Annotated in this window: 17 protein-coding genes and 1 riboswitch; of the genes, 9 read left to right on the forward strand and 8 right to left on the reverse strand. The window is 42.0% G+C overall.

What is annotated here, in order from left to right:
• Positions 1-32: 32 nt before the first annotated feature.
• The 4 genes from N483_RS20450 to N483_RS20465 all read right to left on the reverse strand — a co-directional run bounded on the left by N483_RS20450 (position 33) and on the right by N483_RS20465 (position 5,299).
• Positions 33-587, reverse strand: a complete 555-nt coding sequence (locus N483_RS20450; protein WP_023399437.1) for a DUF4136 domain-containing protein — start codon at positions 585-587, stop codon at positions 33-35.
• A 107-nt stretch (positions 588-694) separates the two neighbouring features.
• Entirely contained in the window at positions 695-3,472 is a 2,778-nt protein-coding gene (locus N483_RS20455; protein ID WP_023399438.1) for a hypothetical protein, read from the reverse strand.
• On the reverse strand, positions 3,469-4,020 hold the full coding sequence (locus N483_RS20460; protein WP_023399439.1) for a condensin complex protein MksE: 552 nt from the start codon (positions 4,018-4,020) through the stop codon (positions 3,469-3,471). Before N483_RS20460 ends, N483_RS20455 begins: the two co-directional genes overlap by 4 nt.
• 10 nt (positions 4,021-4,030) lie before the next feature.
• Positions 4,031-5,299: a hypothetical protein gene (locus N483_RS20465; RefSeq protein WP_023399440.1), complete on the reverse strand. Its 1,269-nt coding sequence runs from the start codon at positions 5,297-5,299 to the stop codon at positions 4,031-4,033.
• A 158-nt stretch (positions 5,300-5,457) separates the two neighbouring features.
• Between N483_RS20465 and nhaD the strand changes: the two genes are divergently transcribed.
• From nhaD to N483_RS20485, 4 genes are all read left to right on the forward strand, one after another.
• Positions 5,458-6,705: a sodium:proton antiporter NhaD gene (nhaD, locus tag N483_RS20470; RefSeq protein WP_023399441.1), complete on the forward strand. Its 1,248-nt coding sequence runs from the start codon at positions 5,458-5,460 to the stop codon at positions 6,703-6,705.
• A gap of 119 nt (positions 6,706-6,824) precedes the next feature.
• Positions 6,825-6,998: riboswitch (Lysine riboswitch) on the forward strand.
• An 87-nt stretch (positions 6,999-7,085) separates the two neighbouring features.
• Positions 7,086-8,432, forward strand: a complete 1,347-nt coding sequence (gene lysC, locus N483_RS20475) for a lysine-sensitive aspartokinase 3 (RefSeq protein ID WP_023399442.1) — start codon at positions 7,086-7,088, stop codon at positions 8,430-8,432.
• A gap of 161 nt (positions 8,433-8,593) precedes the next feature.
• Positions 8,594-9,124, forward strand: a complete 531-nt coding sequence (locus tag N483_RS20480; RefSeq protein WP_023399443.1) for a DUF924 family protein — start codon at positions 8,594-8,596, stop codon at positions 9,122-9,124.
• A 121-nt stretch (positions 9,125-9,245) separates the two neighbouring features.
• On the forward strand, positions 9,246-10,571 hold the full coding sequence (locus tag N483_RS20485) for a sodium-dependent transporter (RefSeq protein ID WP_023399444.1): 1,326 nt from the start codon (positions 9,246-9,248) through the stop codon (positions 10,569-10,571).
• Between the two features lie 82 nt (positions 10,572-10,653).
• Here N483_RS20485 and N483_RS20490 read toward each other — a convergent pair whose 3' ends face one another.
• The 4 genes from N483_RS20490 to N483_RS20505 form a co-directional block, all read right to left on the reverse strand.
• A complete protein-coding gene (locus N483_RS20490; protein WP_023398367.1) occupies positions 10,654-11,631 on the reverse strand; it encodes a 2-hydroxyacid dehydrogenase in 978 nt (325 codons plus the stop codon).
• Complete coding sequence (locus N483_RS20495; RefSeq protein WP_023398366.1) at positions 11,597-12,112, reverse strand: glutathione peroxidase; 516 nt, start codon at positions 12,110-12,112, stop codon at positions 11,597-11,599. The genes N483_RS20490 and N483_RS20495 overlap by 35 nt, the downstream gene beginning before the upstream one ends.
• Before the next feature lie 231 nt (positions 12,113-12,343).
• Positions 12,344-13,219, reverse strand: a complete 876-nt coding sequence (locus N483_RS20500; RefSeq protein ID WP_023398365.1) for an NAD(P)-dependent oxidoreductase — start codon at positions 13,217-13,219, stop codon at positions 12,344-12,346.
• A 155-nt stretch (positions 13,220-13,374) separates the two neighbouring features.
• A complete protein-coding gene (locus tag N483_RS20505; RefSeq protein ID WP_023398364.1) occupies positions 13,375-14,709 on the reverse strand; it encodes a dicarboxylate/amino acid:cation symporter in 1,335 nt (444 codons plus the stop codon).
• A gap of 185 nt (positions 14,710-14,894) precedes the next feature.
• On the opposite strand from N483_RS20505, the gene N483_RS20510 reads away from it, so the two are divergent.
• The 5 genes from N483_RS20510 to N483_RS20530 all read left to right on the forward strand — a co-directional run bounded on the left by N483_RS20510 (position 14,895) and on the right by N483_RS20530 (position 26,605).
• The gene (locus tag N483_RS20510) at positions 14,895-20,090 is read left to right on the forward strand and encodes a beta strand repeat-containing protein (protein ID WP_155250735.1); all 5,196 of its coding nucleotides are present in this window, start codon (positions 14,895-14,897) and stop codon (positions 20,088-20,090) included.
• Between the two features lie 255 nt (positions 20,091-20,345).
• Positions 20,346-22,982, forward strand: coding sequence for a type I DNA topoisomerase (gene topA / locus N483_RS20515; protein ID WP_023398362.1), 2,637 nt, complete (start codon positions 20,346-20,348; stop codon positions 22,980-22,982).
• A gap of 262 nt (positions 22,983-23,244) precedes the next feature.
• Positions 23,245-24,738 carry an alpha/beta hydrolase gene (locus N483_RS20520; RefSeq protein WP_023398361.1) on the forward strand — a complete coding sequence of 498 codons (1,494 nt, stop codon included), beginning with the start codon at positions 23,245-23,247 and terminating at the stop codon, positions 24,736-24,738.
• Positions 24,738-25,472, forward strand: a complete 735-nt coding sequence (locus N483_RS20525) for an ATP-binding cassette domain-containing protein (protein ID WP_023398360.1) — start codon at positions 24,738-24,740, stop codon at positions 25,470-25,472. The genes N483_RS20520 and N483_RS20525 overlap by 1 nt, the downstream gene beginning before the upstream one ends.
• The gene (locus N483_RS20530; protein WP_023398359.1) at positions 25,469-26,605 is read left to right on the forward strand and encodes an ABC transporter permease; all 1,137 of its coding nucleotides are present in this window, start codon (positions 25,469-25,471) and stop codon (positions 26,603-26,605) included. Before N483_RS20525 ends, N483_RS20530 begins: the two co-directional genes overlap by 4 nt.
• The last annotated feature ends 38 nt before the right edge of the window (positions 26,606-26,643 follow it).

A 26,643-nucleotide genomic window follows, 5' to 3' on the forward strand; every position in this document is an offset into this window, starting at 1 on the left:
AAAAAAGGCAGCTATTAGCTGCCTTTACTGGATTAGTGTCCCACTTTAGGAGGGAAGTTGGACAAAATATCTTTCACGGTATTATTAACCGTTTCTGTGCGCTTTTCAGGCGACTCCTTCTTACGAAGGCGTCCTTCTTTTGCGCCGCGCCACACAAGTTGATTTGAAGCTCTGTCGATAACATCAATAACCAAAGTACCTACTTCATATTCACGGGCCTGTGTTTGCGTATGCCAGCCAACACCCCAATAATTCCAACGCGCAGAGTAGCTGGTATTAAATGTATCTACGTCAAGTTTTGTATCAACCGCTGCATGAAAGTTTACCATGACATCTGCCTGAGCATTTTCTACCAAGGTGAGACCATGTTGCGCCATTTCTGTAATAATTGCATTTCGAACGCGCTTTTCCATCAGTTCACTGATCTGATAGTTTTGAGCACCTTTGTCAAAGTTTGCAGTGTCTGGAGACCATGAAAAAGTTTTGTAGTTGGCAAATTCAACTGATTTATCATAGTCCCAATCAGGGGTGTTAGAACAAGCACTTAATACAATCAAACTTAGCGCTACAAGCAGGTTACGAGTCATTTTTTACTCCTTAATTAAGGCTTTTGGCCTTGTAATACTAACTGGACCAAAGTTTATAAGCAAAAAGCAAATAAACTTTAAGATCCAGTAAGTAAGACCAGTTAAAACTATGAATGTTCCACTTCAATCCAGTCTTTTTCATCAACCCAGTTTTGGCTTCCCTGATTAACACTGCGGATGGGAACCAAGTAATCACAGCTGATCTGCGGCTTAACAGAAGCAAATATTGGCACAAACCCGAAGCTCAGTGCAGTTTCGATAATTGCTTTTTGGTTCTGCGGGTCAATATCTGCAGCCTCATCAATGTATATTGGTATACGGTATAAAGCTTGTTCTTGATCAGATAGCAGGTAGCGAATGAACAGCATACCACATAACAGTTTGATGGTAATTCGGGTACCATTGGAGCCCGCAGAGTCAATTTTATCAAAGTGCTCGGTTTCACCAGCTCTATTGACGACTTCAAAGCGAATATCGAATAAATCGGTAAGCGTTAAACCTGCTTTTTCACTGGCTAGTTTAATGATATGGTCTTTTGCTTCATTAACTGCATTTTCATCCGCTTTTGCCTCACTAAGTAAGTCGAAACTGTCACCTTGCTCATAAACTTCAGAAGTGCTGATAATAGTATCAATGCTGTCGACCAACATTTTGCGAGGGATAACATTGATCTTAAATGCTTTTAAGTTCGAGATACGATGTTGGCTGATCCCGCGGTTAAAGCTGTTCATTTCACGGCGTAATCGATCTAAATCTTCTCTTAAGCCTTTTATTGTCGCGGCAACTTCGGTCAGGGCGACACGTGCTTGACGTTCAACAGCATCCCGTTCGTTATCAATATTGTGGTATGCGCTGATCAATTTAGCATATTTGTTTGACTCATCGGTTTCATTGTCAAACTTGGTGATGCCTGCATTGTAGATATGAAGATATGTATTGCGCACATTTACATCTAAGTTTCTCAGCTCTTGGCAATCTTTGTTGAATTGATGGACTATTTCCGACAAGTTATCAAAGTCGATCTTTACATCGATAGGATAGGGGGTCTGTTTTCCTTCATAAATTGCTAATGTGTGGTCGATACGTTCGGACTTCACTTGCTTAAGACGATCGCTTTGTCTCAAAATAAGATCTTGCTTGCTTTTTATGATCGAACGGCGATCTGAAATTGATCCTGCGTTGCGTTGTACATCTTGTAAATAGTCATCTACTTGCTCGCGTTCGGCACCTAATTGGTCTTTGAGAGCCATTTGTGCCTCTGCCGACTGTTGCATGGTTTGGAATTGCTCGAAGCGTTTAAGTGCATCTTCCGTAGCCATCAGTTCTTGATACAAGGCATCGCGCTCTTGTTGTTTATCGGCAACATTCGCTGCAACTTCTCTTTGCTGCTTTAGCTCTGTCAATGAACGTTGCAGTGCTTCGAGCTGGGCTTGTAATTGTGCTTTGTTCTCTCCACTTTGCATTTGCACTGGCGCTAGCTTCTTAAGTTTAACGCTCACACCAGGTAATTGCAGCTCTCCACCTTTAACGGCGTTTGAAAGCAAGGCTAAGAAATCAGCAAACGCATCTTCATCGTGAATGGTTACTTCACCTTGAGAAGTGGTTGCAAACGACAGCAGATCAGGGTTCAGTATTCGAGAGATTTCTTCTACTTCTTTGAGTGATAGATCTTCTCTCATACGAGTAAATAAATTGAACTCTAGGTTTTTCAGTTGTAGCTTTAAGCTCTTTATCTGCTTTTGAGTTTCACCAATACGGTAATCTAAAGTATGTAAACTCTGACCTTGTGCGCTGTTGATCGAGAATGACAACTGCTCATACTCTTTTTTCAAAAGAGTGAGGTTTGTTTTTAGTGTCGCATGGTTGGTTAATTCAAACTCAGATTTGAGTGCTTGATAGTCTGTAAACCATTGCTCAATTTGTGTTTGTTTACGTTCGATATCGCGAGATTGCTGAACATAAAGTTGTTGTTTTTGTTCAAAATCTCGTTTTTCTTGCTCGATATTTTCGAGCTGTTCATTCAGTTCGTCGATTTGTGACGTTTGGTATTCATCGAATGCGATAATAGCTTGATCAATTTTAGGCGCATAAGCTGCCAACTTACCCTTGATAGTCGCTTCGCTTTCAATCATTTGTTCCAGTGCAGCAATGGGTTCTTGCATTGACTCTAAGGCGGTAAGCTCACGTTTAGAACGATTGACTTTATCGAATGCACGTCGCCAGACTTCGTAAAAGTCGACTTTTGAGTTTGACATATGACGTTCAAAAACTCGTAACATAAAACGTTTAACATCATGAGCGCCTAACTTATGTAAGTTCAAAATGCGTCGAAAGATCTCTTTGTAGATCGCGGCGTCTTGAACATTGTTAAGTGGGATCATTTTAAGATTGATGTCACCATCATATGGGGTTGCGCCACCGGTCAATAGTGCGTTGAGTTCTGCGGCTTTTAGTTCAATGGCTTTGTAACCTTTAGAATCTAAATGATTGAATAACTTAGTGTATTTAATGATGCTTTTACCTTCAGTAAAATCATCAAGGTTAAGTTTACCGTTGTAGCAAAAAAATTGGTGCGCGTAACCTGCGATTTTTCCAAGACCTGCAACACCAATGACTACGTCACCATGGGGTAGGTTTGCTTCAAGTAAAATGTAAGACTGATCGCTCGAAAAATAGAATTTTCGGGTTTCTTCTAAGTCGTGGCCGTCCCATTCAGTTAAGCGTAAATCGTTGACCAAAGGAAATTGAAGCGCATTGATAACTGAGCTTTTACCTGTGTTGTTAGGGGCGCAAATTGATGCACTTTTATCCAGTGGAATAACACACTTTGCATAGCCTGCGGTATTTAAAAGCGCTAGCTTACTTAATCCATATAATTCGCTCATACTTCTTCCTCTAGCGCTTCAAAATTGTCTTCGTTAACTTCCATTAGGGCGTCGATATATCTATAAACCGGCGCTAATAATACAAAACCGCGTTCAGTTTCTTTGCACAGCCCCAATCTCAACATACGTAAAAAAACGTCTTTTCTTAAATCAGATCCTGAAAAGATCTCCAATTGATCAAATAAATGTTTGTTGAGCTGAATAAGCGTTTGCATCAGTTCCAAATCAATTTGTTCATCAAACAATGCTCGCAGAGGATCTTTACCTTGGTTTGCGTAGTACTCTATAAGAATAAAAACCGTCAAGGCGATAGCGCGACTGATCTTGCCCATATTGGGAGTGCTTTCGTCACTGGCAAGGTAGTAAAATCCTCTCGCATCATGTTGTAAATCATGGCCTAACGCTGCAAACAACGCTTGGTATGACTCTATGTGTTGGTCCAGTTCTTGCCAAAGCGTCGTATCTTGTTCACTGATGTGATACCCACCTGCAAGCTTTTTATTGATGGCTTGCAGTTGTGATAAATCGTTTAGATTAATTTGTGTCATGGTGTCGTACTTATTGTTTTGCTTTTTCAGCGTCAGAATTATTATTTTCTGTGGCGCTAAATGGATACAATTTGATTTTGGTATTAGCGAGTTGCATTGACTCTTTTGAATCGGATTGACTGACTATCAATTCAGGGTCGCTAATTAGTTTTTGATACAAAAACAGCATTTCGTCAGCTTCTAGGTTAGGATAGCTATCACTTAAAAACCCAAGCAGGGCAGTGCGCTTTTGCCCACTGGTTGAAAAAGACTTTTTGACATCTTGATAATCAGGAATATTGGGGCTTTGGTATGCAGGTACATCTTGATGATCAGGCAATTGATATTCTTCATGTTCAAACTCAGCAAGGCTTGCCATATAGGCGACCATGTGGCGCTTTTGACCAAGGTTAAAACGCTGAATATCGGACACGAAGTCTGGCTGAACAGGGCTAAGCATACGATCCACCCCATTTTTACGGATAAGTCCGAGCACTTTGGCTGCTTGGCGAGTAATAAGGGTGTTCCGCCTTAATTCCTCACGCAATGGCATTAGCATATCGGCACTTTTACCCAAACTTTCTCTGCCTATTAAATGCATGTCTAATATACGCGTTCTCAGTTGCTCGAGCATACGTTTATCTTGAGCGCCTCGACCAAGCTGTTCGATTTGATTTATTTGTTCACTAATTTGCGTTTCTATGTCGCTAAAACAAGCTTGAAATGGACCGTGTATGTCAACCATTTCAAGCATTGGTTCAATATATTCGTCAAATGCTTCTATGACAGCTTGATAACGTCGCTTCAATGATAAATTGCTGTGATCAGATTTGGCTTGCTCTACAAGATTGAGAATTGCACTCTCATTGTGTTGATAAAGCTTTACAATTTTTCTGACCCGTTCATCCATAATACGACTAAAGCGTCGAAGCTCGCTATGGTCACCTTCATTACCAGCCTGAACCAAGCGTGCCCCAAGCCGTTGCAAATCTTTAACTAATACGGTGATTTCTTCAGCAAGACCTAAATGCTCCTCTTGGAGCAAAAAGCTTGCAAAATCAGCGACCGCTCGGTTGATTTCGAGCTGCGAAGACTTAGCTAGAGGAATAATAATTTCTTGATTAAGCAGTCTATTTGTTTCTTTATAAACCCGTTCACTTGACCAGTTAGGGTTCTTTAATTTTATTAAGTTTTGTACATCTTTTATACTGAAATCCGACATTTTAAATCGCTTAAATAGCAACTCTAAAACGTTCCAGTGTTCATTTAATGTATTAAGAACTTTTTTCGCTGGGATCATAACTTTCCAGTTTGTATCATTTTTGTGACATCACTTGTTCACGAATTTGTCATAAATTGTAATTATTGATAGCGGTCACTTGCCCATAGTGTTAGACTCCGCGCCGATTTACATCACCCTTTACAAAAATTACATTTGATTACAGGTTGTTTACGCGTATGGTCACTTCCATAATCCTAACCCTAATAGCGCTAGCTTTTGTGCTTATCGTTATAGAGGATATTATCCATGTAAACAAGGCCAAAACGACGCTTTTTTTTGGCACTTTATGTTGGATTATCGCTTTTATCTCTCCAATTCATGGCGAAAGCTCAGAAACTATACAACATCAGCTCGATCACAACATCTTAGAAATTGCGACGTTATGGCTTTTTTTAATGGCTGCGATGACTTTTGTTGCTTATTTAAACTCTAAAGGTTTTATTCAAAACATTGTCCATCGCATCATGCCTGAGCAGATCAGCGAGAGAAAGTTAATGTTTCTCGTCGGTGCTTTTGCGTTTATATTTTCTTCGATTTCTGACAACATTACTGCGACGCTAATATCTTTGGCTGTTGTCATGTCCTTAAAACTGGATGCGAAAAAGCTAGTAAAGTATGCCACATTAATCATTTTTAGCGTAAATTCTGGTGGTGTTTCGCTGATCACTGGTGATGTAACAACCTTGATGATATTTTTGGCGGGTAAAGTCACAATACCGGATCTCTTGCTGTTAGTTTTGCCGGCCATCGTGAGCGTATTTGCATTGGCAGCAATGTTATCCATCGGTATGAATGAGCAACTTTACTTTGCACGCCAAGAATTACGCCGTATTGAAAAGACTGACATAACGATTGCAGTCATTTTTATGTCCACCGTACTTGCCACGTTGTTTTTAAGTGTTCAGTATCAAGTACCGCCTATGCTGACGTTTTTATTCGGTTTGTCATTTATGTTTCTAGTTGCGCAATTTTTAATGCGAAAAAAAGACGTCAACAAAAAGATAATCGATTACATTAGAGAAATAGAATACGACACGCTGCTATTTTTTGTAGGTGTACTGCTGTTGGTGGGGGCGCTTAAGGAAGTTGGCGTGTTAAGTATGTTTACTGAACTCTATCAATATTTGGCACCTGAATATGCAAATTATTTGGTTGGGTTGCTGAGTGCAGCAGTAGACAATGTGCCACTAACCGCAGCGTTATTAAAAGCGCAGATCGAAATGACCCCACAGCAATGGCTAACATTTACCTATGCAACAGGTGTGGGTGGCTCTATGCTAATTATTGGTTCCGCTGCGGGTATTATTGCGATGAGTAAAGTAAAAGCATTGACCTTTATGAGTTATTTAAAAATGGCGCTGTATTTACTGATTGCTTATACCATAGGTTACGCTGGATCGTATTATATGGGGCAACTTATTTAAGTCTTTTTTGGTGTTAAGGTACAAAATTACTTGACACCTAGACGTCTAAAAGATAGTTTTTAAAAGCCTGCTCTTGTAGCAGGTTTTATTTTGCCGGTGTTCAGCTTAATACCCGCAAAATAGACAGAAGAGGTGCGATGCTTAGGTAGCTTGTTCGAGGACACGACATCCGACGACAGCAAGCGAGGGAAGTATTCGCCGAGGAAAGTGATTGGTCGTATCAATGACTTTTCGGTTTACGGGGTTGAATCCTCGGAACTGTCACCGTTTATTGGTGGAGAGCTTCTGGCAGTGGTTTTTTCAATATATTTCTATTTCCTCTTGCCAAGTTAGTTCTCCTTATTTTTTTGATAGTACATGTGCTATCACAAGGAGATAAAATGAATTCCCAGTCTGTTGTTGCTAAGTTCGGTGGTACAAGTGTTGCTGACTACACTGCTATGTATCGTTGTGCACAAATTATTAATGACGACCCTAAGGTAAAAGTCGTGGTTGTAAGTGCCAGTGCAGGTGTTACAAATCACCTAGTAGAGCTAGTTCAACAAAAAGCCAATCATCAAGAGCGTTTGGCACTGGTAGACGCGGTTATGCAAATTCAGCACCGCATTCTTGAACATGTCACCCTAGACTCAGACTTACAAATCGGTTTCGAAGAAACTTATTCAGAATTTAAAGAAATAGCAATGTTACCCGCACTGAGTGCACAGCAATGTGACGAAGTGTTGAGTTTTGGTGAACGTTTTTCTTCATTCATCTTTACTCAAGTGCTACGAACGCTAGGCGTCAATTCAGTCCGCTTTGACGTTAGAAACATTCTAAAAACGGATAGTAATTTTTCAAAAGCGACACCAGATATTGAAGCTTCGGCAGCAGCCGCCGCTGAACATTTGGCTCCGCTGTTAGATAATCATGTGGTAGTAACACAGGGTTTTATCGGCAGTGATAAATATGGGCAAACGACCACTTTGGGCCGCGGTGGTTCTGATTACAGTGCGGCGTTAATCGCAGAGGCAATTGATGCTGACAGTGTGCAAATTTGGACTGATGTAGTTGGCATTTTCAGTACAGATCCTAGACTCTGTACTAAAGCGAAACCAATTCCGAGATTGAGCTTTGACGAAGCGGCTGAAATGGCAACGTTTGGCGCGAAAGTGCTGCATCCAGCGACGATTTTACCTGCCAGCAGAAAAGGTATCTCTGTTTTTGTCGGCTCAAGTAAAGCGCCTGAGCAAGGTGGTACTTGGATTGAAAAAGAAACTCAGGCTCAGTCTGGGATCCGTGCCGTCACACAACGTAAGAACCAAATCCTATTAACATTAAAAAGCCCTGAAATGTTGTTAGCAAGCGGCTTTCTCGCGAAAATTTTTACGATATTAAGTAACTACAATATATCGGTCGATCTTGTTACGACTTCTGAAATAAGTGTTGCTTTGACCTTAGATAATGCGCCTAATGCGTCACGTCCAGAGCTTGAACAAGCGTGTCTTGATGAGCTTGGTGAATTTTGTCACGTTAGTGTAGAGAACAATTTGACGTTAGTCGCTATGATAGGCTCTGAAATTCAGCTAAAAGGGGGAGATGATTGTTTGGTTGATGTGTTATCTGAATTCGATATACGTCTAATTTGCCATGGTGCAAGTCGTCACAATTTATGCTTCTTAGTTGAACAGGCCAGCTCAGATCAAGTCGTTCAAGCAATCCATCAAAAATTGTTGGAAGCGGCCTAAAATTCTGGTTTTACGATAGTAGCTTAGGTATATTTTCTAGGCTACTATCGTTTCTGTTGTTGATGAAATAACTTTATAACAAATATTAATGATAAAGTTGCAATAAAGAACCCGAGGTGGCACTCTTAATAAAGTAACAATAATTTGCATAAGGGCCTCCCATGCAGTATCAAGATATCTATGAGTTTTGGTTTGTTACATGCTCAGAAAAAGATTGGTGGCAGAAGTCATCAGCGTTTGACCAAAAAATCAAAAGTCAATTTTCAGTTCTACATAAAATGGCACACAACGGCGAGTTGGAAAGGTGGAGAGATACCCCTGTTGGCTCATTGTGTGAGATTATCGTTTTAGACCAATTCCCGAGAAATATGTACAGAGATACACCGCAGGCTTTTGCCAGTGATGCTCTGGCTTTGAGCTTGTCTCAACAGGCCATTGATAAAGGGTTTGATCAGGCCCTAAACGATACAGAAGTAGGTTTTTTATATATGCCGTTTATGCATAGTGAGAGCGCGGTCATTCATCGCCAAGCAGAGGCTTTATTTCGCGAATTACCGGGCTACGAATTTGAGCTGGCACATAAAAAAATAATTGATCGATTTGGACGTTACCCTCACAGAAACGAGATTCTAGGTCGAGTCTCAACGGATGAAGAGCTTGAGTTTTTGCAGCAGCCTGGCTCTAGTTTTTAATTGGTGAGTTTTATTCATTAATGGGCGAGGGGAGTTCCCGTATCAGGGTTGTTGTGCTCGCATTTTTCAATCAAAAAGGTATAATCGCTGGCCAAAACAATAATTATATTTGTGTTCGATTATGGCTCAGGTACGTGATGGTTTTCAAAGCCGACTTGGCTTTGTCCTAGCAGCAGCGGGTGCCGCTGTTGGTTTAGGAAATATTTGGGGCTTCCCAACTCAAGCTGCCAATCATGGCGGTGGTGCATTTTTACTCGCATATTTTATCGTTATCTTTTTGCTGGCATTACCTGCGTTGTATACCGAGCTTTATCTCGGTCATCAAGCACAGGCAAATCCAGTAAAAGCTCTCAAGCAAGCTTGGCAAGAAAAGCAACCTAATGTAGGAGCGGCCGCTGGCTATATTGGTTTGAGTGGCGCAATTGTGATGCTCAGCTTCTATTCTATTGTTGCCGGTTGGATGCTGGCACATTCTCTAGAACCGTTAACTTCGTTGTTTGGTATGGATGCTGTGAGTCAGTTTTTAACTGGTGACTCAACGGCGAGAAACTTTGTGTTTACGCCTTTGATGCTGCTGTTAACTGCGGCAATTATTTTAAAAGGGGTGAAATCAGGTATCGAAACTTGGTCTCGTCGATTAATGCCAATGTTGCTACTTTTGTTGTGCTGCTTGATTGCTTATATGGCAACGTTAGAAGGGGCGGCAGAAGGATTCAAAGCTTACTTGGTCCCTAATTTTGATAAGATTACTGATCCGGATTTGATCATTGCAGCAATGGGCCAGGCATTTTTCTCGTTGTCTCTTGGTGTCGGTTGTATGATGATTTATGGCTCATATCTAAAGCCCAATGAAAACTTACCTAAGTTGACTTTTAGTGTCGCCATGTTGGATACCGGTGTTGCATTTTTAGCTGGTTTGCTGATTATTCCGGCTATTTTCGTGGCGCAGCAAAACGGCGTGGAAGTTTTTCAAGATGGAAAATTAGCTGGGGAAGGGCGTCTGATCTTTGCAATTTTACCAGAGCTATTTAAAAGTATGGGCCAAATAGGCATTTGGGTCGGTCTCACGTTCTTCGTACTTATGTCTATTGCTTCTTTAACTTCGACTATTTCCTCTACAGAAATACCGGTTTCATTCTTAGTTGAAAATCATGGTATGGGAAGAAGAAAAGCAACATGGATTGTCACTTTAGTGATTTTAGTTTGTTCAAGCTTAATCATTATGAACTTTGATTGGCTGTTTGGTTTGGTGATTTCAGTGTTCACTCGATATCAACTACCTTTGATGGGACTTTTTTACTTTATCACAGTTGGTTGGATGTGGAAGCGAGGTAATACACTGCTATTGGACGCGACAGGTTTACGCTATTGGTTTGCTCAGTATTTGCGATTTATTTGTCCGATACTAATGACAGCCGTATTCGTTAATGTCGTTATCAATAAATAACACCAAATTGCAGATAACAAAAAAGCGCAGCCATTTGGCTGCGCTTTTTTGTTATCATTTGGTTTAAAAGGGGCCATATGTACTAAACGAGGTTTGGAGTATGCGTCTTGTGTTTAAGTGCATATAAGTTTTTCAGTGTGGTATTTGCTATTTCTGTCAGTGCTTCTTGTGTAAAGAACCCTTGATGACCTGTGATTAGTACATTAGGAAAACCACTTAGCCTTACAAAGGTGTCATCTTGGATGATCTCTTCACGGCGGTCTTTGAAAAAAAGTTCCGATTCCTGCTCGTATACATCTAACCCTAAATATCCGATTTTCTTTGATTTGAGTGCAGTAATGCATGCGGGTGTGTCAATTATCGCACCGCGACTGGTGTTAATCACCATAACGCCTTGCTTCATTTTCTCAAATGCTTGAGCATCAAGTAAGTGATGTGTAGCATCGGTTAGGGGACAATGTAGGGATATGATATCGCTCTGCTGTAAAAGCATATCGAGTGACACCTGTGTATAAGAGCCTTCGCCGATGTTGGGATCATATACAAGCGTGTGCGCACCAAAGCCATTTAAGATAGACACCAAGGCTTGGCCAATTTTACCACAACCAATTAAACCAACAGTTTTGTTGTGGATATTAAATCCCAATAACCCATTGAGGTCAAAATTCTCTTCTCGGATACGGTTATATGCTTTATGTGTTTTTCTCGCTAGGGTGAGTATCAAGGCCATGCAGTGCTCTGCAACCGCCTCCGGGCTGTATGAGGGAACTCGCACAACTTGCAGGCCCAATGCATGCGCTGACTCAATGTCCACATTATTGTAGCCAGCACACCTCAGAGCGATGTATTTAATACCGAGTTCTGCTAATTCAGCGAGTACACAAGCGTTGAGATCATCATTGACAAACACGCATACGGCATCATAGCCAGCCGCCAAATAAACGGTATCTCTGTTTAGATTATGTTCGAAATACGCAAACTCAAAATCAATGAAATTTTTAATTGCTTGAGAGAAGAATGCGTTTTCATATTTTTGCGAACTGAAAAGTGCTACTTTCATCTTGCAACTGACCCTCGATGATCTGCTTTAAAGATTCAGGCTTTGTACGCGGTGCATAGCGTGACAAAAGCTCGCCATTATTACCGATTAAAAATTTAGTGTAGTTCCATTTTATTGCTCTATTTTGAGCAATGCCCCGCGTATGTGATTTTAGGTAATTAAATAAAGGATGAGCATCAGGGCCATTAACCAATGTTTTTTCAGCAACTTTAAAACTCAAACTAAAATGTGATTGATAAAACTCACGAAGCATTTCATTTTCTAACGGCTCATTTTTACCAAATTGATTGCATGGGAATGCAATTATCTCCAGGCCTTGTTTATTATACTTACGATACATTTTTTCAAGGGCGGTGAGCTGTGGCGTAAAACTACATTTACTTGCGATGTTGACAATGATAACGGGTCTATTTTGATATGACCTAAGTGAAACTGTCTCACCAGTAAGTAACTTAACACTGTATCTGTAAATATTATCCATGCTGCAAAGTTCCGTGCATATAACGAGTTGTATTTATAATTTTCATGTGGAGTTGTTGTGTAATCCACTGACTGCCAATGAGGTGTAATCCCCTCCATTGTTCAAGCATAGCAGTCATTTTGGTCAATTTTATGTCAAGGGAGTTTAAATTTAACCAAATGTACACAAATGATAAGTGAAGAGAGATTTAAAGCAGAGCTGTGCCACCGGTGTGGCACAAAAAAGTAAAGTTTAAACAAGGCGTTTTAATAAGCTGGAAGTATCCCAACGATTGCCGCCCATCTTTTGAACATCGGCGTAGAACTGATCTACCAAAGCGGTTACGGGTAAGGTAGAGCCATTCTTTTTGGCTTCATCAAGAGCAATAGACAGATCTTTTCGCATCCAATCCACAGCAAAGCCGTGCTCATAATGATCATCTAACATGCTCTTATGACGGTTTTCCATCTGCCAGCTACCAGCAGCACCTTTTGAGATCACTTCAATGACAGCTTCACAGTCTATGTTGGCATTTTGACCAAACTGTAATGCTTCTGCGAGACCTTGCACAACACCTGCGATACAAATCTGATTCATCATTTTTGCTATTTGACCTGAACCGACATCGCCGAGCAATTTAGAAAAGCGTGCATAAGCAGCCATCACTGGCTCAACAGCATTGTAGATGTCTGCTTGACCACCACACATGATGGTAAGTTGGCCGTTAACTGCACCTGCTTCTCCACCTGATACCGGCGCATCAATGAAGCCGATCTGCTTAGATTCGCAGGCTTTAAATAATTCTCTCGCTACATCTGCGGAAGCGGTTGTGTGATCAACTAATGTAGTATTTGCACGCATTGATTGAAGAACGCCATCAGTACCAGTGGTTACTTCTCTGAGGTCGTCGTCATTACCAACGCAAATAAATACGATATCCGCATTCGTGGCTGCTAATGCTGGGGTCGTCGCAAGTTGACCGGAATACGTTTCCATCCAAGTTTGTGCTTTGCTCGTAGTACGGTTGTATACCGTGACGTTATACCCTTGATTTGCTAGGTGGCCAGCCATCGGAAATCCCATTACACCGAGGCCAATAAAGGCTACATTTTTGTTATTTGATGTCATATTTAACAATCCAGTTGTGACAAGTGACTCGATTGTAACTTAAGTGGGGGAGTTTTGGCTGAATATTTTGCATGATAATGAACTGTTTTCATGCATTTATTTTGAAAGGTTTATAACAGAGTAGCCTGATATTCAAGCTACTCTGTTTTGAGTAATTAAACTTTAGAAGTAGTTAAGTTTTCTTCAAGATCTTTCGCTGCGTCTGGGTCGTTAAAAACATCATGATTTAATTCACCTTCCGATTTTGCGACCACACATGTAACCATACAGTCACCAGTAACGTTAACAGCTGTACGGGTCATATCCAGTAGCCTATCAACACCCATGATAATAGCGATACCTTCGACTGGAAGACCAACTTGGTTTAACACCATTGCAAGCATGATCAAACCAACACCAGGCACACCTGCTGTGCCCACAGAAGCCAGCGTGGCAGTTAAAATCACCATTAGGTAATCGCTAAGAGTTAAGTCAACAGCAAATACCTGAGCGATAAAGACGGTAGCAACACCTTGCATAATGGCTGTACCATCCATATTGATTGTTGCACCTAAAGGCACCGTAAAAGAGGCGACGGTATTGTTTGCACCTAACTTTTTGGTAGCTGTTTCAAGTGTTACAGGCATTGTTGCGCTAGAGCTAGAGGTACTAAATGCAAACATGCAAGCATCTTTCATTTTAGTTAAGAAGGTCACAGGGTTTAGACCTGTAAGCACCTTGAGTAAAATGGTGTAGTTTACTAAAGCGTGGAAAAACAACGCTGCCACTACAACTAAGAAGTATTTTCCAAGTTCAACAATTAAACCCATTTTAATATCGGTAAACAGCTTTGCCATTAAACAGAACACACCATATGGCGCTAAGTTCATTAATAGAGTAACTAATTTCAAAATGACCGTATTTAAATCATCAAAAACAGCCGCGATCCGTTTGCCAGGCTCTCCACTTAATGCCATAGCAATACCGAATAGCAAAGCAAATACGATAACTTGGAGCATATTGCCACTGGCCATGGCATCGATTGGGTTAGTTGGGAACATACCAATGATAACTTGCGCGAGAGTAGGCGCTTCTTTTGCATCAAAGCTGCTTGTAGTTGGCATATCAATCCCTGCACCTGGACTTACGAGCAGAGCAAGTGATATTGCGACTGTGATAGCAATTGCAGTAGTTGTTAAATATAACAATATAGACTTACCACCTAGACGACCTAGCTTTTTAGGATCACTTAGGCTACAGGTACCACAAACCAAAGATATAAATACCAGAGGAACAACCAGCATTTTTAAACTGGCAATAAAGATTTGACCACCGACGTGGAAAAGACCATCCACAAAGAAACCTCTTAATGGAAAGTCGACAAATCCAAGGGGGATTAAGAATTCAGGCTCACCGGCAAGAATTTGTTGGAAAATTATACCGACACCAATACCCGCGATCATGGCTATCATGATACGTGTAGTCAGGCTAAATTTATTATTATCAGTCATTGTTTTGGACACGCCCTAAAACTTTTCGTTGTTAAAATCGTTATAGCCTAACAGGATGGTTCAAAATGAACAAAAAAAAATGCCAAGACTACGAAAAAATTGTGATTTTTTATCTTGGTTTGGGTTAACATTGTGCAAATAACTCTAATTTTAAATTGTGCGAGGGAGAACTGCGGATGTTTTCAATGCGTTGGTTTAGCACCATATTTATGATATTCCTTCTAACAGCCTGTGGCGGAGGGGGGTCGATAGAAAAAGACACCTCCGGAGATGGTGGTAATGATACAGATGAATATGCAATTGCATTAAGTCTCAATTCTCAAAGTGGTTCTTCCGAACTCAGCGTTTCAAATCCTATTCAGGTCCAAGCCAAAGTTACAAAAGATGGTCAAGCTCAAGCTGATAGGCTGGTCAAATTTGTCGGCGATGAATTTTCCGAATTTAATGGCTCTACGTCTGCGCTTACGAATAGCGAAGGTATTGCTACAGTCGGGATAGTTGCGAATAATAATCAAGGCGCAGGTACCATAACCGCGTCTTTCGATGTAAATAGTGAAACACTCACCAAATCAATCGAATATGCGGCAATGGGCGATGGTGGCACGCAAATTGCGCTAACCATTACCGATGTCAATGGTAATGAAGTTGACACCGACAATAGATTAGGTGGTGAAAATCCAGCGACCGTTATGGCGACATTAACCAGCAATGGGACGCCCTTAACAGGTCAAATTCTGACCTTTACATTTGATGAACTGATCAGCACCGCAAGTAACGGTAAAATCGTCACTGATGCAAACGGGCAGGCTAGTTTTCAAATTAATGCAACTAGGCAAACTGGTGCAGGGTCAATCGTCGTTACTTATGGCGATATAACTAATAGCACGAACTTCGTTTCAGACGGATACGAATTTTTTGGGCTACAAGTTTACGCCTTATCTGTTGTCGGCTTAGACCAACAGGGCAATGAAACAAATGACTTGTCGTTTTCTTCGCCGATAGCTGTGAGAGCAACCTTAACGCTAAACGGTAAACCGCTTGCCAATGAACCTCTTGTGTTTACCGTTAATAAGGCACTGATTGGTTCAGCGACCAATGTACTGAAAACAGATGAGCAGGGAGTAGTCACCTTTAATCTGATTGACAATAATGAATCCGGCGTAGGGCAGTTAAATGTTACTTATGAAACTCCGGGTACTGAGATTGAAGATGTTTCGTCATCTATAAGCTTTGAAAGTGAGGGTGACGGCGGTTTGCAGATGCAGGTGCAAATAACAGATCCTCAGGGCAACGCAATTTCTGAGCAAAACCCATTAGATACAGGGAAAAACGGCTCGGTCTCAATTAATTTATTAGACAACGGTCAACCACTATCTGGCGCAATTGTATCTGTTAATGCGGGCACAAAAGGCATTACATTGCCATCAGATGGTCGTGTTGAGACAAATAGTAGCGGTCAAGCTACATTGGCACTTATTCCAAACATGGAGTCGGGCGTTGACACGCTAACGGTGACATATACGACTGAAACAGAGACTGTAACCAACACAGTTAATTATCACTCAAATGGAGACGAGTTTTTTGGTCAGCAGACGTATGAGCTTGCAATTGTTGGTGAGACGGCTGCTGGAGCGTCTTCAAATCAATTGTCTTTTGCTACACCGTTGACTGTAAAGGCGACACTAACATTAAACGGTTCGCCTGTGTCAGGACAAAATGTGAACTTTTCGGTTGATGACAAAGGTTTACTGGCGAGTAGTGTGGTAGAAACAGGCACTGATGGTGTTGCGCCGGTCATTTTAACTGAAAACAATGTTGATGGAGCTGGGGTCGTTACGGCAACATATACGACTGAAGACAATCAGGTGATCAGTAAATCTTTCAGCTTTATCAGTGCTGGTGATGGCGGCTTGCAAATGGTGCTCACTGTTACAGATAAAGAAAATGGCAATCCAATTAGCCAAAGCAATCCGCTGAGCGGTACGACGAAAGGCTCGGTAGAGGTCACGCTTTCCAACAATGGTATATTGGTCAGTAATGCGATTGTCAATGTCTCTACAGGCGGTAAGGCAGCAACTGTACCTTCTGATGGTCAGGCTGCAACTCAGGCAAATGGTAAAGCATCACTAGAGCTGGTTGCTAACAATGAGGATGGCGTTGGACAACTGTCAGCGACCTATACAGACCCCATGACATCTGAAACCGTGACGCAGCAATATATTTACTATACAGAGGGAGATCCTGATTTTGGTGACTCGGCATTTGAGTTATCAATTGTTGCAAGAAATGCGTCAGGTACTGAAACTAATGAACTATCTGGTAATTCAGAACTGACTTTGAGCGCGACGTTGTTACAAAATGGTTCTGCATTTGAAAATCAACAAATTCAATTTACGGTCAATGCGTTTGGAACATTAGACCCGCAATCTGGTTCGGTTTTAACCAATGCCTCGGGAATTGCGACTATTCAACTTAAAGATAACTCCGTTAAAGGAGCTGGTAGAGTTACAGCGACATTTACTGCAAGTAACGGCGAAGAAGTATCGCGCAACTTCAATTTTAATAGTCAAGGCGATGGTGGCTTATTACTGATTATTGAATCTATCAAGGACGGCAACGGTGCAGTCATTAATGAAGGCAACTTGTTGACAAAAGATAATAGGGCAGAAGTCACCGCCGTGCTTACAGAAGACGGTAGTCCGGTTCAAGGTGCCTTGGTGACTTTTTCGGTAGATGAAGTTGCAACAATGTCTCCGGAAAATGGCAGAGCGGTGACAGATAGCCAAGGTAAAGCTTCAATAGATTTATTTGTTACAACGGTGTCAGGCGTTGGAGAAGTTACGGCGCAATATGAGGGCATCACAACAAACCCGGCTGTGTTTAACTCTAAAGGTGATGCGGTTGTTATTGATGGCAATTATAGTTTTGACATTCGCCTATTAGTCAACTGTGCACCTGATTGGGACGCGATACGCAATGACACTTCCAACCCAGTTGACCCAAGTGATTGTACTGAAGTAACCAGTGTCGACTCCAGTGTTATTCCTGAACTATTTATTCAATTAGGTAAGGTGACCAGCGCCGGTGAGAGTGTAGAGAACCAAATTATCGACGTTTCGACGGATAAAGGGCAGGTACTGCCTAGCTCAGGCAAGGTATTGACGGATGTAAATGGCATTGCAATCTTAAAGCTGCAGCCTGGAGACAGTGACGGTGCAGGCACGATCAGTGTTAGCTTTGACGGTGAAGATGCAAGCGAAAACTTCTCTGTTGGTATACAGCAGCTTTACTTGCAGCTGTCTGCAGATTTACCCGCGTCGACTAACCCAGATCAGCCTCTGCCTGAATTAGACGCCGGTGATAGCTTTATCGTGACTGCTAGCGTGTACACAGATGAAGCCTTGACTAACTTATATCAACAGCCCGTAGACATTGGCTTTTCGACTATCTGTGCAAGTCAGCAGCCTGCTGGTACATTGGCGACAATTGATAGCCCAGTACGAACTCAAGCTGGGGTAGCCACTTCTACGTATCGCGCTAGTGGTTGTAATGGCAATGATACAATAACAGCCAGTATTTCTGCCGCAGATCCGGTTAACTATGCTTTCTATGTAAACACTGCTCCTGTGCAATCATTGAAGTTTATTAGTGCAAGCAACCGCTTTATTGGATTACCTCCTGCAACTGGCAGTGTGGCTGTTACTTCAACTATTACATTCCAGCTCATTGATACGGATGATAACCCGCTAAGACAAAAGCAGATTGAGTTCAGGTTTGCGGATTTAACGGGTGAGGCAAGCCTAAATACTTATAAAGGTAATACAGACAATGATGGTGAAGCAAAAACTTTGATCGAAGGTGGTGTTGTACCTGGAGGCTTGGTCGTGGAAGCTTGTTACCTTCCTGACGAGACAATCGCGCAGGCAGCTCTAACTAACCTGTTCCCAACGTGCTGGCAGTCTAAAATTGATCAATGTACTGCGGACCCAAGTTTAGAGTTTTGCGAACTTCCTGCTGGTATTACGGGATATACGCTGATCCCAGCGAATGACCAGATCAATGCTGTTTCTTCTGGTGTGGTTTTATCTTCAGGTGTGCCTGACCAAGATAGTTTTGATGCGGCACCAGAGACGTATATTCTGAATACGCAAAACTATGTCGGTATAACCACAACTATTAACGTGTTCTTTGGTGATCAGTTTAATCAACTTTCTAAAGATGACCTTGTTGCAAATGTTCAAGCGGAAGCTGGAGTAGTTGGTAACATAGATGGCACGGGTGGAGATGAGTCATACCAGTGTTTTGCTGATAAAGGACGCTGTCAGGTTCAGTGGCGATCTCAAGGGGAGTTACCTTTTACAGCAGATAAATGGCGCAATAAAATTAGTGACGTCTGTGATACCTATCAAGGACAACCGGTACCTTGTATCGGTGCATTCCCGGCTACGTTCACTGAAAACATTGATGGTGTTGATGTGACTAGAACCGTAGTACGTGGTGCTCGCGTCACGGTTCTTGCGACGGCAAAAGGTCAAGAAAACTTCCATGATAAGCCTTCGACAGATACCATTCCTCGCAAAAATGGTTTATTTGATATCGGTGAATTTCAGCCATTAAACGACGATTTACCTGAAGCTTTTATTGATTTTAACAGCAATAATCAATTTGATGCTGTAGATTGTGATCCAAGTAATGGTGAAGCAAACGACCCATGTGAACCTACTCTGAGTAATGGTGGTCACAATGAGTTTTATTTAGATGCCAACAATAATGGTCGCTACGATGGCTTACCTGCTGATCCGACAACAGGCATCTACAATGGCCTTTTATGTGGTCAAACAGCTGAGGAAGCAGGTCAGTGTAGCAAAGATCTCGTTGATATTAGAAAGCAGTTTGAAATTGTTGCATCAAGTGATGTTGTCTATGCTCGATTTGTCGTTGCTAAATCCCACATTGGTGGTGCCGATTGTGAAAATACAGACCCAGATGTCCCAGTCAGCGGCTTGTTCGGACTAGAAGCGACAGAAAATGATGCTTATTGCGACGTGAATCGTATAGTGTTAGGCACAGAAGCTAATCAAACTGAAGAAGTTACAGTCGAGATTTACTACTCTGACCTATATGGTAATTCACTGCCGGAAGGCACAACGGTGAGTATTTCTACTCAGAACGGCTCTATAACTGTACAAGAATTGACCGGTACAATATTTGCGAGTGGCGGTTTTGAGCGTGGCAGAGCTGTTGTGTTGGTGACACCAGAAAATGCCGCTAATAATATTAGTTCTGGAAACTTAATAGTGACATTCACGATTCCAGATCCTAATAATCCTGGTGAAAGCATAGAAAGAACCAAAACACTGACGATCCAAGATAATGGTTAAAATTTCGTAGTCAAAGGGCCTTTTTTAAGGCCCTTTTTTATTAACGCTTGAATTTCCTCACATATCCGCTATATTCGCCTCTTTAACAAGTCCAAAGATGTGATTGAGTAAAAATGAAGCAACAATTGCTTAATTAATCACTGTTCAGATAAAAGTTAGAATGAAAAGCTTGTAACAATAGGTGTTTGTGGATATACCTATAAATAATAACGCCCAAGAGGGCACAACAGACAAAATTAGTCAAAATAGGCAAATATGGGCAAATCGCTAGTAATCGTAGAGTCTCCCGCAAAGGCCAAAACTATTAATAAGTATTTGGGAAAAGACTACATTGTGAAATCCAGTGTAGGTCATGTTCGTGATCTACCAACGTCAGGAGCGGGTAAAACCAAAGGGGTTGCTACCAAGTCTCCGGCTGAAGTACGTAAAATGTCACCAGAAGAGAAGGCGGCATATCGCAAACAGAAGGACTACGCTAATTTAGTTGCAAGAATGGGCATAGACCCTGAGAAGGGCTGGGAGCCTCACTATGAAGTGTTGCCTGGCAAGGAAAAAGTTGTCCAAGAGCTTACAAAGCTTGCTCAAGATGCAGACCACATCTATCTCGCAACCGATTTGGATAGAGAAGGAGAAGCAATCGCTTGGCACCTTGAAGAGATCATCGGTGGCGATGCGTCAAAGTATAAGCGGGTGGTATTTAACGAGATAACCAAAAACGCGATTACGCAAGCGTTTGAGGCGCCTGGCCAGCTCAATACTGATATGGTGTATGCACAACAAGCTCGCCGTTTTCTAGACCGAGTTGTAGGTTTTATGGTTTCACCTCTACTGTGGCAAAAAGTCGCACGTGGGTTATCAGCAGGCCGAGTTCAGTCAGTTGCTGTGCGTTTGTTGGTTGAGCGAGAAAGAGAAATTAAAGCGTTTATCCCTGAAGAGTTCTGGGATATTCATGCCGATACTAAGCTGGCAGCAAGCGATGTTCGCTTTGCTGTGACAAAGTATCAAGGTCAAGCGTTTAAGCCCGTTAACGAGCAAGAAGCATTAAAAGCAGTAGCGGATATTGAAAGCGCAAGTCTTTCTGTTGTTAAAGTTGAAGAGAAGCCAAGTAAGAGTAAGCCGAGTGCACCTTTTATTACTTCAACTATGCAGCAGGCTGCGAGCACCAGATTGGGTTACGGCGTAAAGAAAACCATGATGTTGGCGCAACGTTTGTATGAAGCAGGTTACATAACGTATATGCGTACCGACTCAACAAACCTGTCAAATGATGCTGTTGAAATGTGTCGCGACTATATTCAAGGTAACTTTGGCGATAAGTACTTGCCAAAAGCACCTATAAAATATAGCGCCAAAGGTAATGCTCAGGAAGCGCACGAAGCAATTAGACCGTCTGACGTAAATGTATTGTCAGGGCATGTTGAAGGCGTAGATGCGGACGCTAAGAAGTTATATGAGCTTATTTGGCGACAGTTTGTTGCTTGCCAAATGACGCCTGCTGAGTATGACCTGACCAATATCACTCTTGGTGCAAACGACTATACGTTGAAAGCGCGTGGGCGTGTACTGAGATTTGACGGTTGGACTAAAGTACAACCAGCAGTGCGCAAAAAGAACGAAGAAGAGCAAGCATTGCCTGCTGTGGCCGTAGGTGACAACGTTGACTTAGTGAGCCTTGATCCTAAACAGCACTTCACTAAGCCACCGGCTAGATACAGTGAAGCAAGCTTAGTTAAAGAATTGGAAAAAAGAGGGATTGGTCGTCCGTCTACTTACGCAGCGATTATCTCGACAATCCAAGAGCGTGGTTATGTACGTGTAGAAAATAGACGTTTCTTCGCTGAAAAAATGGGAGAGATAGTCACAGACCGCTTAGTTGAGAACTTTAACGATCTAATGAACTTTGACTTTACAGCAAAAATGGAAGGCCGTTTGGATGACATTGCTGAAGGTGAAAGGGAATGGACTCATGTTCTTGATAAGTTTTATGCGGATTTTTCACAGCAGCTTGAATTGGCAGGTCAAGACGAAGCCGAAGGCGGCATGCGTCAAAATGTGATGGTCGAGACAGACATTGACTGTACAACTTGTGGCAGAAAAATGGGTATTCGTACTGCATCGACTGGTGTGTTCTTAGGCTGTACCGGGTATAGCTTGCCACCTAAAGAACGTTGCACAACAACAATGAATCTGATCTCTGGTGATGAAGCCATTGATGCTGATGATGTTGAAGATGCTGAAACAGAAAGTTTAAGACAGAAAAAACGCTGCCCAATCTGTGAAACGGCAATGGACTCATATCTGATAGATGAGACACGCAAGATCCATGTGTGCGGTAATAACCCCGCATGTGGTGGTTATGTTGTTGAACAGGGAACATTCAAGATAAAAGGTTATGATGGACCTGTTATTGAGTGTGACAAATGTGGCGCTGATATGCAGCTCAAGTCAGGTCGTTTTGGCAAGTACTTTGGTTGTACAAAAGAAGATTGTAAAAATACGCGCAAACTGCTGAAAAGCGGTGAGCCTGCTCCACCAAAAGAAGATCCAGTTCCGCTACCTGAATTGGAATGTGAAAAGTCGGAAGCACACTTCGTCCTGAGAGACGGTGCATCAGGCATTTTCTTGGCGGCGCATACATTTCCTAAATCACGGGAGACTCGCGCGCCAAAAGTGGCAGAGCTGAAGAGATTTAGAGATCGTATTTCTCCTAAGTTTTATTATCTTGCGGATGCACCTGAGCAGGATAACGATGGAAACTTGGCTGTAGTTAGGTACTCTCGAAAAACGAAGACTCAATATGTCATGACAGAAGTTGAAGGAAAAGCCACAGGCTGGAAAGCAACCTTTGTTGATGGTAAGTGGGTTGAAGAAGAGAAAAAGCGTAAAAAATAACTAAAAAGGCCAGCATTTGCTGGCCTTTTATTGAACAGACCTTTTCAAAGCAACGCCAATCAAATTAACCTACCGAGGAGCCAAAATCACAGCTATATCTGTTTTAATGATTGCGTATTCTATGCATCTAAATTAGAAACGTGAACAGTTGACTTGCCTCTGTTGGCCCTCTATTCTAACGCCCTCTGTATTAATCCACTAATACAAAAAATATCAACAACGGATCTAAAAATAGGTGTTGATTTACATAAGGAAAACAGTAATGAATAAGTACGGCAGCCACTTTGTTAAGCTGTTTAGTTCTGGCTTAGCGACTCTTGCCATTGCCTGTTCTGGGATAGCCACTGCGCAACAAAATACGCCTCTTGAAGCGTGTTATGTAGAAGGACTTCAAGACCGATTAATGTGTGGTTCGGTTAGCCAGCCACTGTCAAAAAAATCATCTTCGGAAAAAATAGAAATTCATTTCGCCGTAATACCGGCAATAAAACAATTACACCCAAAAGAGGCTGTTCTAGCATTCGCTGGTGGTCCTGGGCAATCAGCGATTGAAGTGGCGGCAATATTTGCACGTAACTTAAAGTATGCAAGAGAGAACAGAGATATTATTCTTGTGGACCAGCGTGGTACAGGAAAATCTCAACTTTTGCAATGTGATAGTGGCAGCATAAAAGAGCAATTTGCGTTCGACGATCAAGCCCTTTCGTTTATTACTTTTACACAAGAAGAGACCAATAAGTGCAAAGCGCAACTGCAGGTTGATTTATCAAACTTTACAACCGTAGCTGCCGCCAGCGATTTTGAAGCGGTGAGAATCGCGCTTGGGTATGACAAATTACACCTGTATGGTGCATCTTATGGTACTCGCATAGCACAAGAGTATTTGCGTCAATACCCAGAGTCGGTCGCCAGTGCAACACTTGACGGTGTCGTACCGATGCAGCAAAGTTTAGTTGCGATCGGTGACGCTATAGATGGGGCGCTAAATGAAGTGTTTTTGGATTGCATGGCTGACAATGCGTGTTTAGAGCAATATCCAACGCTGGCCAATGACTATGCAGAGCTTATTGCATCGCTTAAAGATAAACCGATTACTGTAAAAGTCAGACATCCTCGCACCTTTGAAGAGATCAAACTTGTAATCACCGAAAGTAAACTGCGAGGCGCGGTAAGAATGGCTCTATATAGCCATACTACACGTTCATTGATCCCGCTGGTAATAGACTCGGCTAAGCGTGGAAACTATAGCCCACTGGCTGGATTACTTGGCAATGAAACAACATTAGGTGGCATTGCAATGGGTATGCACAGCGCTATCACCTGTGGTGAAGACTGGCCAAACCTGACCGAACCCGACCGAATTCAATATAGCCAATCCTATTTTGGTAAAATGATGATTGAGTCGTTAGATGCCATTTGTCCAATTTGGCAAGTAGAGCCAGTTGATGAGTCATTCTATAAACCGGTAAAAACAGACTTACCTATTTTACTTCTCTCTGGTGGTTTAGACCCCGCAACGCCGCCCAGCTGGGCGGAGCTTGCTATGGTTAATTTGTCTAATGCAAAGCACCTCGTAGCGCCATCTGCAACTCACGGCGTTGCAGCACAAACATGTGCCAACAAAGTGATAGGGCAATTCATTAATACTTTGACGTTTTCTGAGCTGACCACCGATTGTTTGGACAAAGACAATCGAAAACAGTACTTCATGAATATTAATGGTCCAGTAGCCAACCAGAGTAAAGGAGGAAAATAATGATTGAAGTAACCGACTTAGAGAAAAAGATTGGCTCAGTGCAGGCACTCGATAAACTCAGTTTTCGTGCAGATGATGGCAAGATAACTGGCCTTTTGGGCCCCAATGGTGCAGGTAAAACCACTTGCTTGCGGACTGTATTTGGTCTGCTTCAAGCCGATAGCGGGTTTGCCAAGATAGACAATATTGATGTGGCAGTTGAGCCTATGCGTGCCAAGCAGCAGCTAGGCTTATTCCCCGACCCATGTGGCCTGTATGAGCGTTTAACGCCCAGAGAATATATACAATTTTTTGCAGAGCTTAGTGGGATGGAAAAGCAACAGGCGATCTCAGCAACAAGTAATGTACTTGAAAAACTTCAAATGGGTGATATTGCTGATCGCAAGAGCCAGGGATTTTCACAAGGGCAGCGTATGAAAACTGCATTAGCCCAAGCGATTGTTCATCAGCCGACAAATATTATTCTTGATGAGCCTACCCGTGGGCTAGATGTTATGAGTACACGCATTTTGCGTGACTTGTTGCTTATGCTCAAAGAGCAGGGACATTGTGTCTTGTTTTCTAGTCATGTGATGCAAGAAGTTGCAGCATTGTGCGACCATGTTGTTGTTATGGCAAGCGGTAAAGTGGTTGCTGAAGGGTCTCCTCAAGCATTATGTGAACAGACTCAAAAGGAAACACTGGAAGAGGCTTTTATAGCATTAATTGGATCAGATGAAGGGCTTGCTGCATGATTAAACTCGTTCAAGTTCTGTACAAAAAAGAAATGCTCGATGCTAGTCGAGATAAACGCTCGGTTATGGCGGGTCTCTATTACGCAATTGGTGCACCAATTGTGATGTGTTTGCTATTTACTATATTGTTGAAACAATTGAGTTCTCCAGAAGCGCTCGAAATTACAGTAGAGAATTCAGATGCAGCGCCTAGTCTTGTAAGTTATCTTGAAGGTTTTGATATTAGCCATGGTAAAGAGGGTAGTGCAAAAGCGATTACACTCATCATAGATGAAGATTATGAGCAGGATATGTCACAAGGTCGCAGTGCTCGAGTAACCATAGTTGCCGACAAATCTGATAACAAACTGATCAAGTCAGTTCGTCGATTAGAGGCAGCACTTGCTCGATATAATTCTGAGGTCGCAGGACTTAGGCTTATTAGTCGGGGTATTGACCCAAGTATTATGCGTGCAATCAATGTGCAAACCCATGATCAGGCAACGCCAGACTCAAAAGGGGGAATGTTTTTAGGTATTGCAACTCTGTCTATAATCATTGCGCTATTCTATTCTGCGATGAACTTAGCAATTGATACCAGTGCAGGTGAGCGAGAGCGAAATTCATTGGCGCTTTTATTGAGCCACCCATTGAGCAGCACGCAAATAGTGTTAGCAAAAGTAGCTGCTATCGCCAGTTATTCGATGATAGGGCTGGTGCTAGTCTTGATTGTTTCCAAGTTCGCATATGGCATGGTGCCATGGGAGCAACTTGGTTTTAGCATCAATTTAGACGTTATGTTTATACTATTTTGCACCCTTATAGGAATACCTATTGCTTTAATGTCGGCGAGTTTACTTGTGTTTGTCTCTTTTATGGCAAAGTCGTTCAAAGAGGCCCAATCTTACGTTGCTTTTGTGTTATTTGTACCTATAGGTTTGAGTATGATGACAACCTATGATATCGCGACTGACTATGTACAATGGATCCCGATTGCAGCGCAGCAGTATGCCATGATTGAGGTTATTAAGGGCAATGAACTTCCTCTGATGCAAGTGATATTGTCATCTTTTGGCACATTAGCCTTATTTGCTATCTTCACTATGTTGAGTAGCAGAATGTTGAAAAGTGAAAAAGTCGTATTTGGCCTTTAAAATAGGCCTTTTCGGGTTGAGTAAATTTAAGTGCTCAA

The organism is Pseudoalteromonas luteoviolacea NCIMB 1944, from assembly GCF_001625565.1.
Taxonomy (GTDB): domain Bacteria; phylum Pseudomonadota; class Gammaproteobacteria; order Enterobacterales; family Alteromonadaceae; genus Pseudoalteromonas; species Pseudoalteromonas luteoviolacea_F.

What these genes read in the sequence shown, in the direction of transcription:
- N483_RS20450 (WP_023399437.1), bottom strand. Translation starts at nt 587, where the DNA reads ATGACTCGTAACCTGCTTGTAGCGCTAAGTTTGATTGTATTAAGTGCT.
- N483_RS20455 (WP_023399438.1), bottom strand. Translation starts at nt 3,472, where the DNA reads ATGAGCGAATTATATGGATTAAGTAAGCTAGCGCTTTTAAATACCGCA.
- N483_RS20460 (WP_023399439.1), bottom strand. Translation starts at nt 4,020, where the DNA reads ATGACACAAATTAATCTAAACGATTTATCACAACTGCAAGCCATCAAT.
- N483_RS20465 (WP_023399440.1), bottom strand. Translation starts at nt 5,299, where the DNA reads ATGATCCCAGCGAAAAAAGTTCTTAATACATTAAATGAACACTGGAAC.
- nhaD (WP_023399441.1), top strand. Translation starts at nt 5,458, where the DNA reads ATGGTCACTTCCATAATCCTAACCCTAATAGCGCTAGCTTTTGTGCTT.
- lysC (WP_023399442.1), top strand. Translation starts at nt 7,086, where the DNA reads ATGAATTCCCAGTCTGTTGTTGCTAAGTTCGGTGGTACAAGTGTTGCT.
- N483_RS20480 (WP_023399443.1), top strand. Translation starts at nt 8,594, where the DNA reads ATGCAGTATCAAGATATCTATGAGTTTTGGTTTGTTACATGCTCAGAA.
- N483_RS20485 (WP_023399444.1), top strand. Translation starts at nt 9,246, where the DNA reads ATGGCTCAGGTACGTGATGGTTTTCAAAGCCGACTTGGCTTTGTCCTA.
- N483_RS20490 (WP_023398367.1), bottom strand. Translation starts at nt 11,631, where the DNA reads ATGAAAGTAGCACTTTTCAGTTCGCAAAAATATGAAAACGCATTCTTC.
- N483_RS20495 (WP_023398366.1), bottom strand. Translation starts at nt 12,112, where the DNA reads ATGGATAATATTTACAGATACAGTGTTAAGTTACTTACTGGTGAGACA.
- N483_RS20500 (WP_023398365.1), bottom strand. Translation starts at nt 13,219, where the DNA reads ATGACATCAAATAACAAAAATGTAGCCTTTATTGGCCTCGGTGTAATG.
- N483_RS20505 (WP_023398364.1), bottom strand. Translation starts at nt 14,709, where the DNA reads ATGACTGATAATAATAAATTTAGCCTGACTACACGTATCATGATAGCC.
- N483_RS20510 (WP_155250735.1), top strand. Translation starts at nt 14,895, where the DNA reads ATGCGTTGGTTTAGCACCATATTTATGATATTCCTTCTAACAGCCTGT.
- topA (WP_023398362.1), top strand. Translation starts at nt 20,346, where the DNA reads ATGGGCAAATCGCTAGTAATCGTAGAGTCTCCCGCAAAGGCCAAAACT.
- N483_RS20520 (WP_023398361.1), top strand. Translation starts at nt 23,245, where the DNA reads ATGAATAAGTACGGCAGCCACTTTGTTAAGCTGTTTAGTTCTGGCTTA.
- N483_RS20525 (WP_023398360.1), top strand. Translation starts at nt 24,738, where the DNA reads ATGATTGAAGTAACCGACTTAGAGAAAAAGATTGGCTCAGTGCAGGCA.
- N483_RS20530 (WP_023398359.1), top strand. Translation starts at nt 25,469, where the DNA reads ATGATTAAACTCGTTCAAGTTCTGTACAAAAAAGAAATGCTCGATGCT.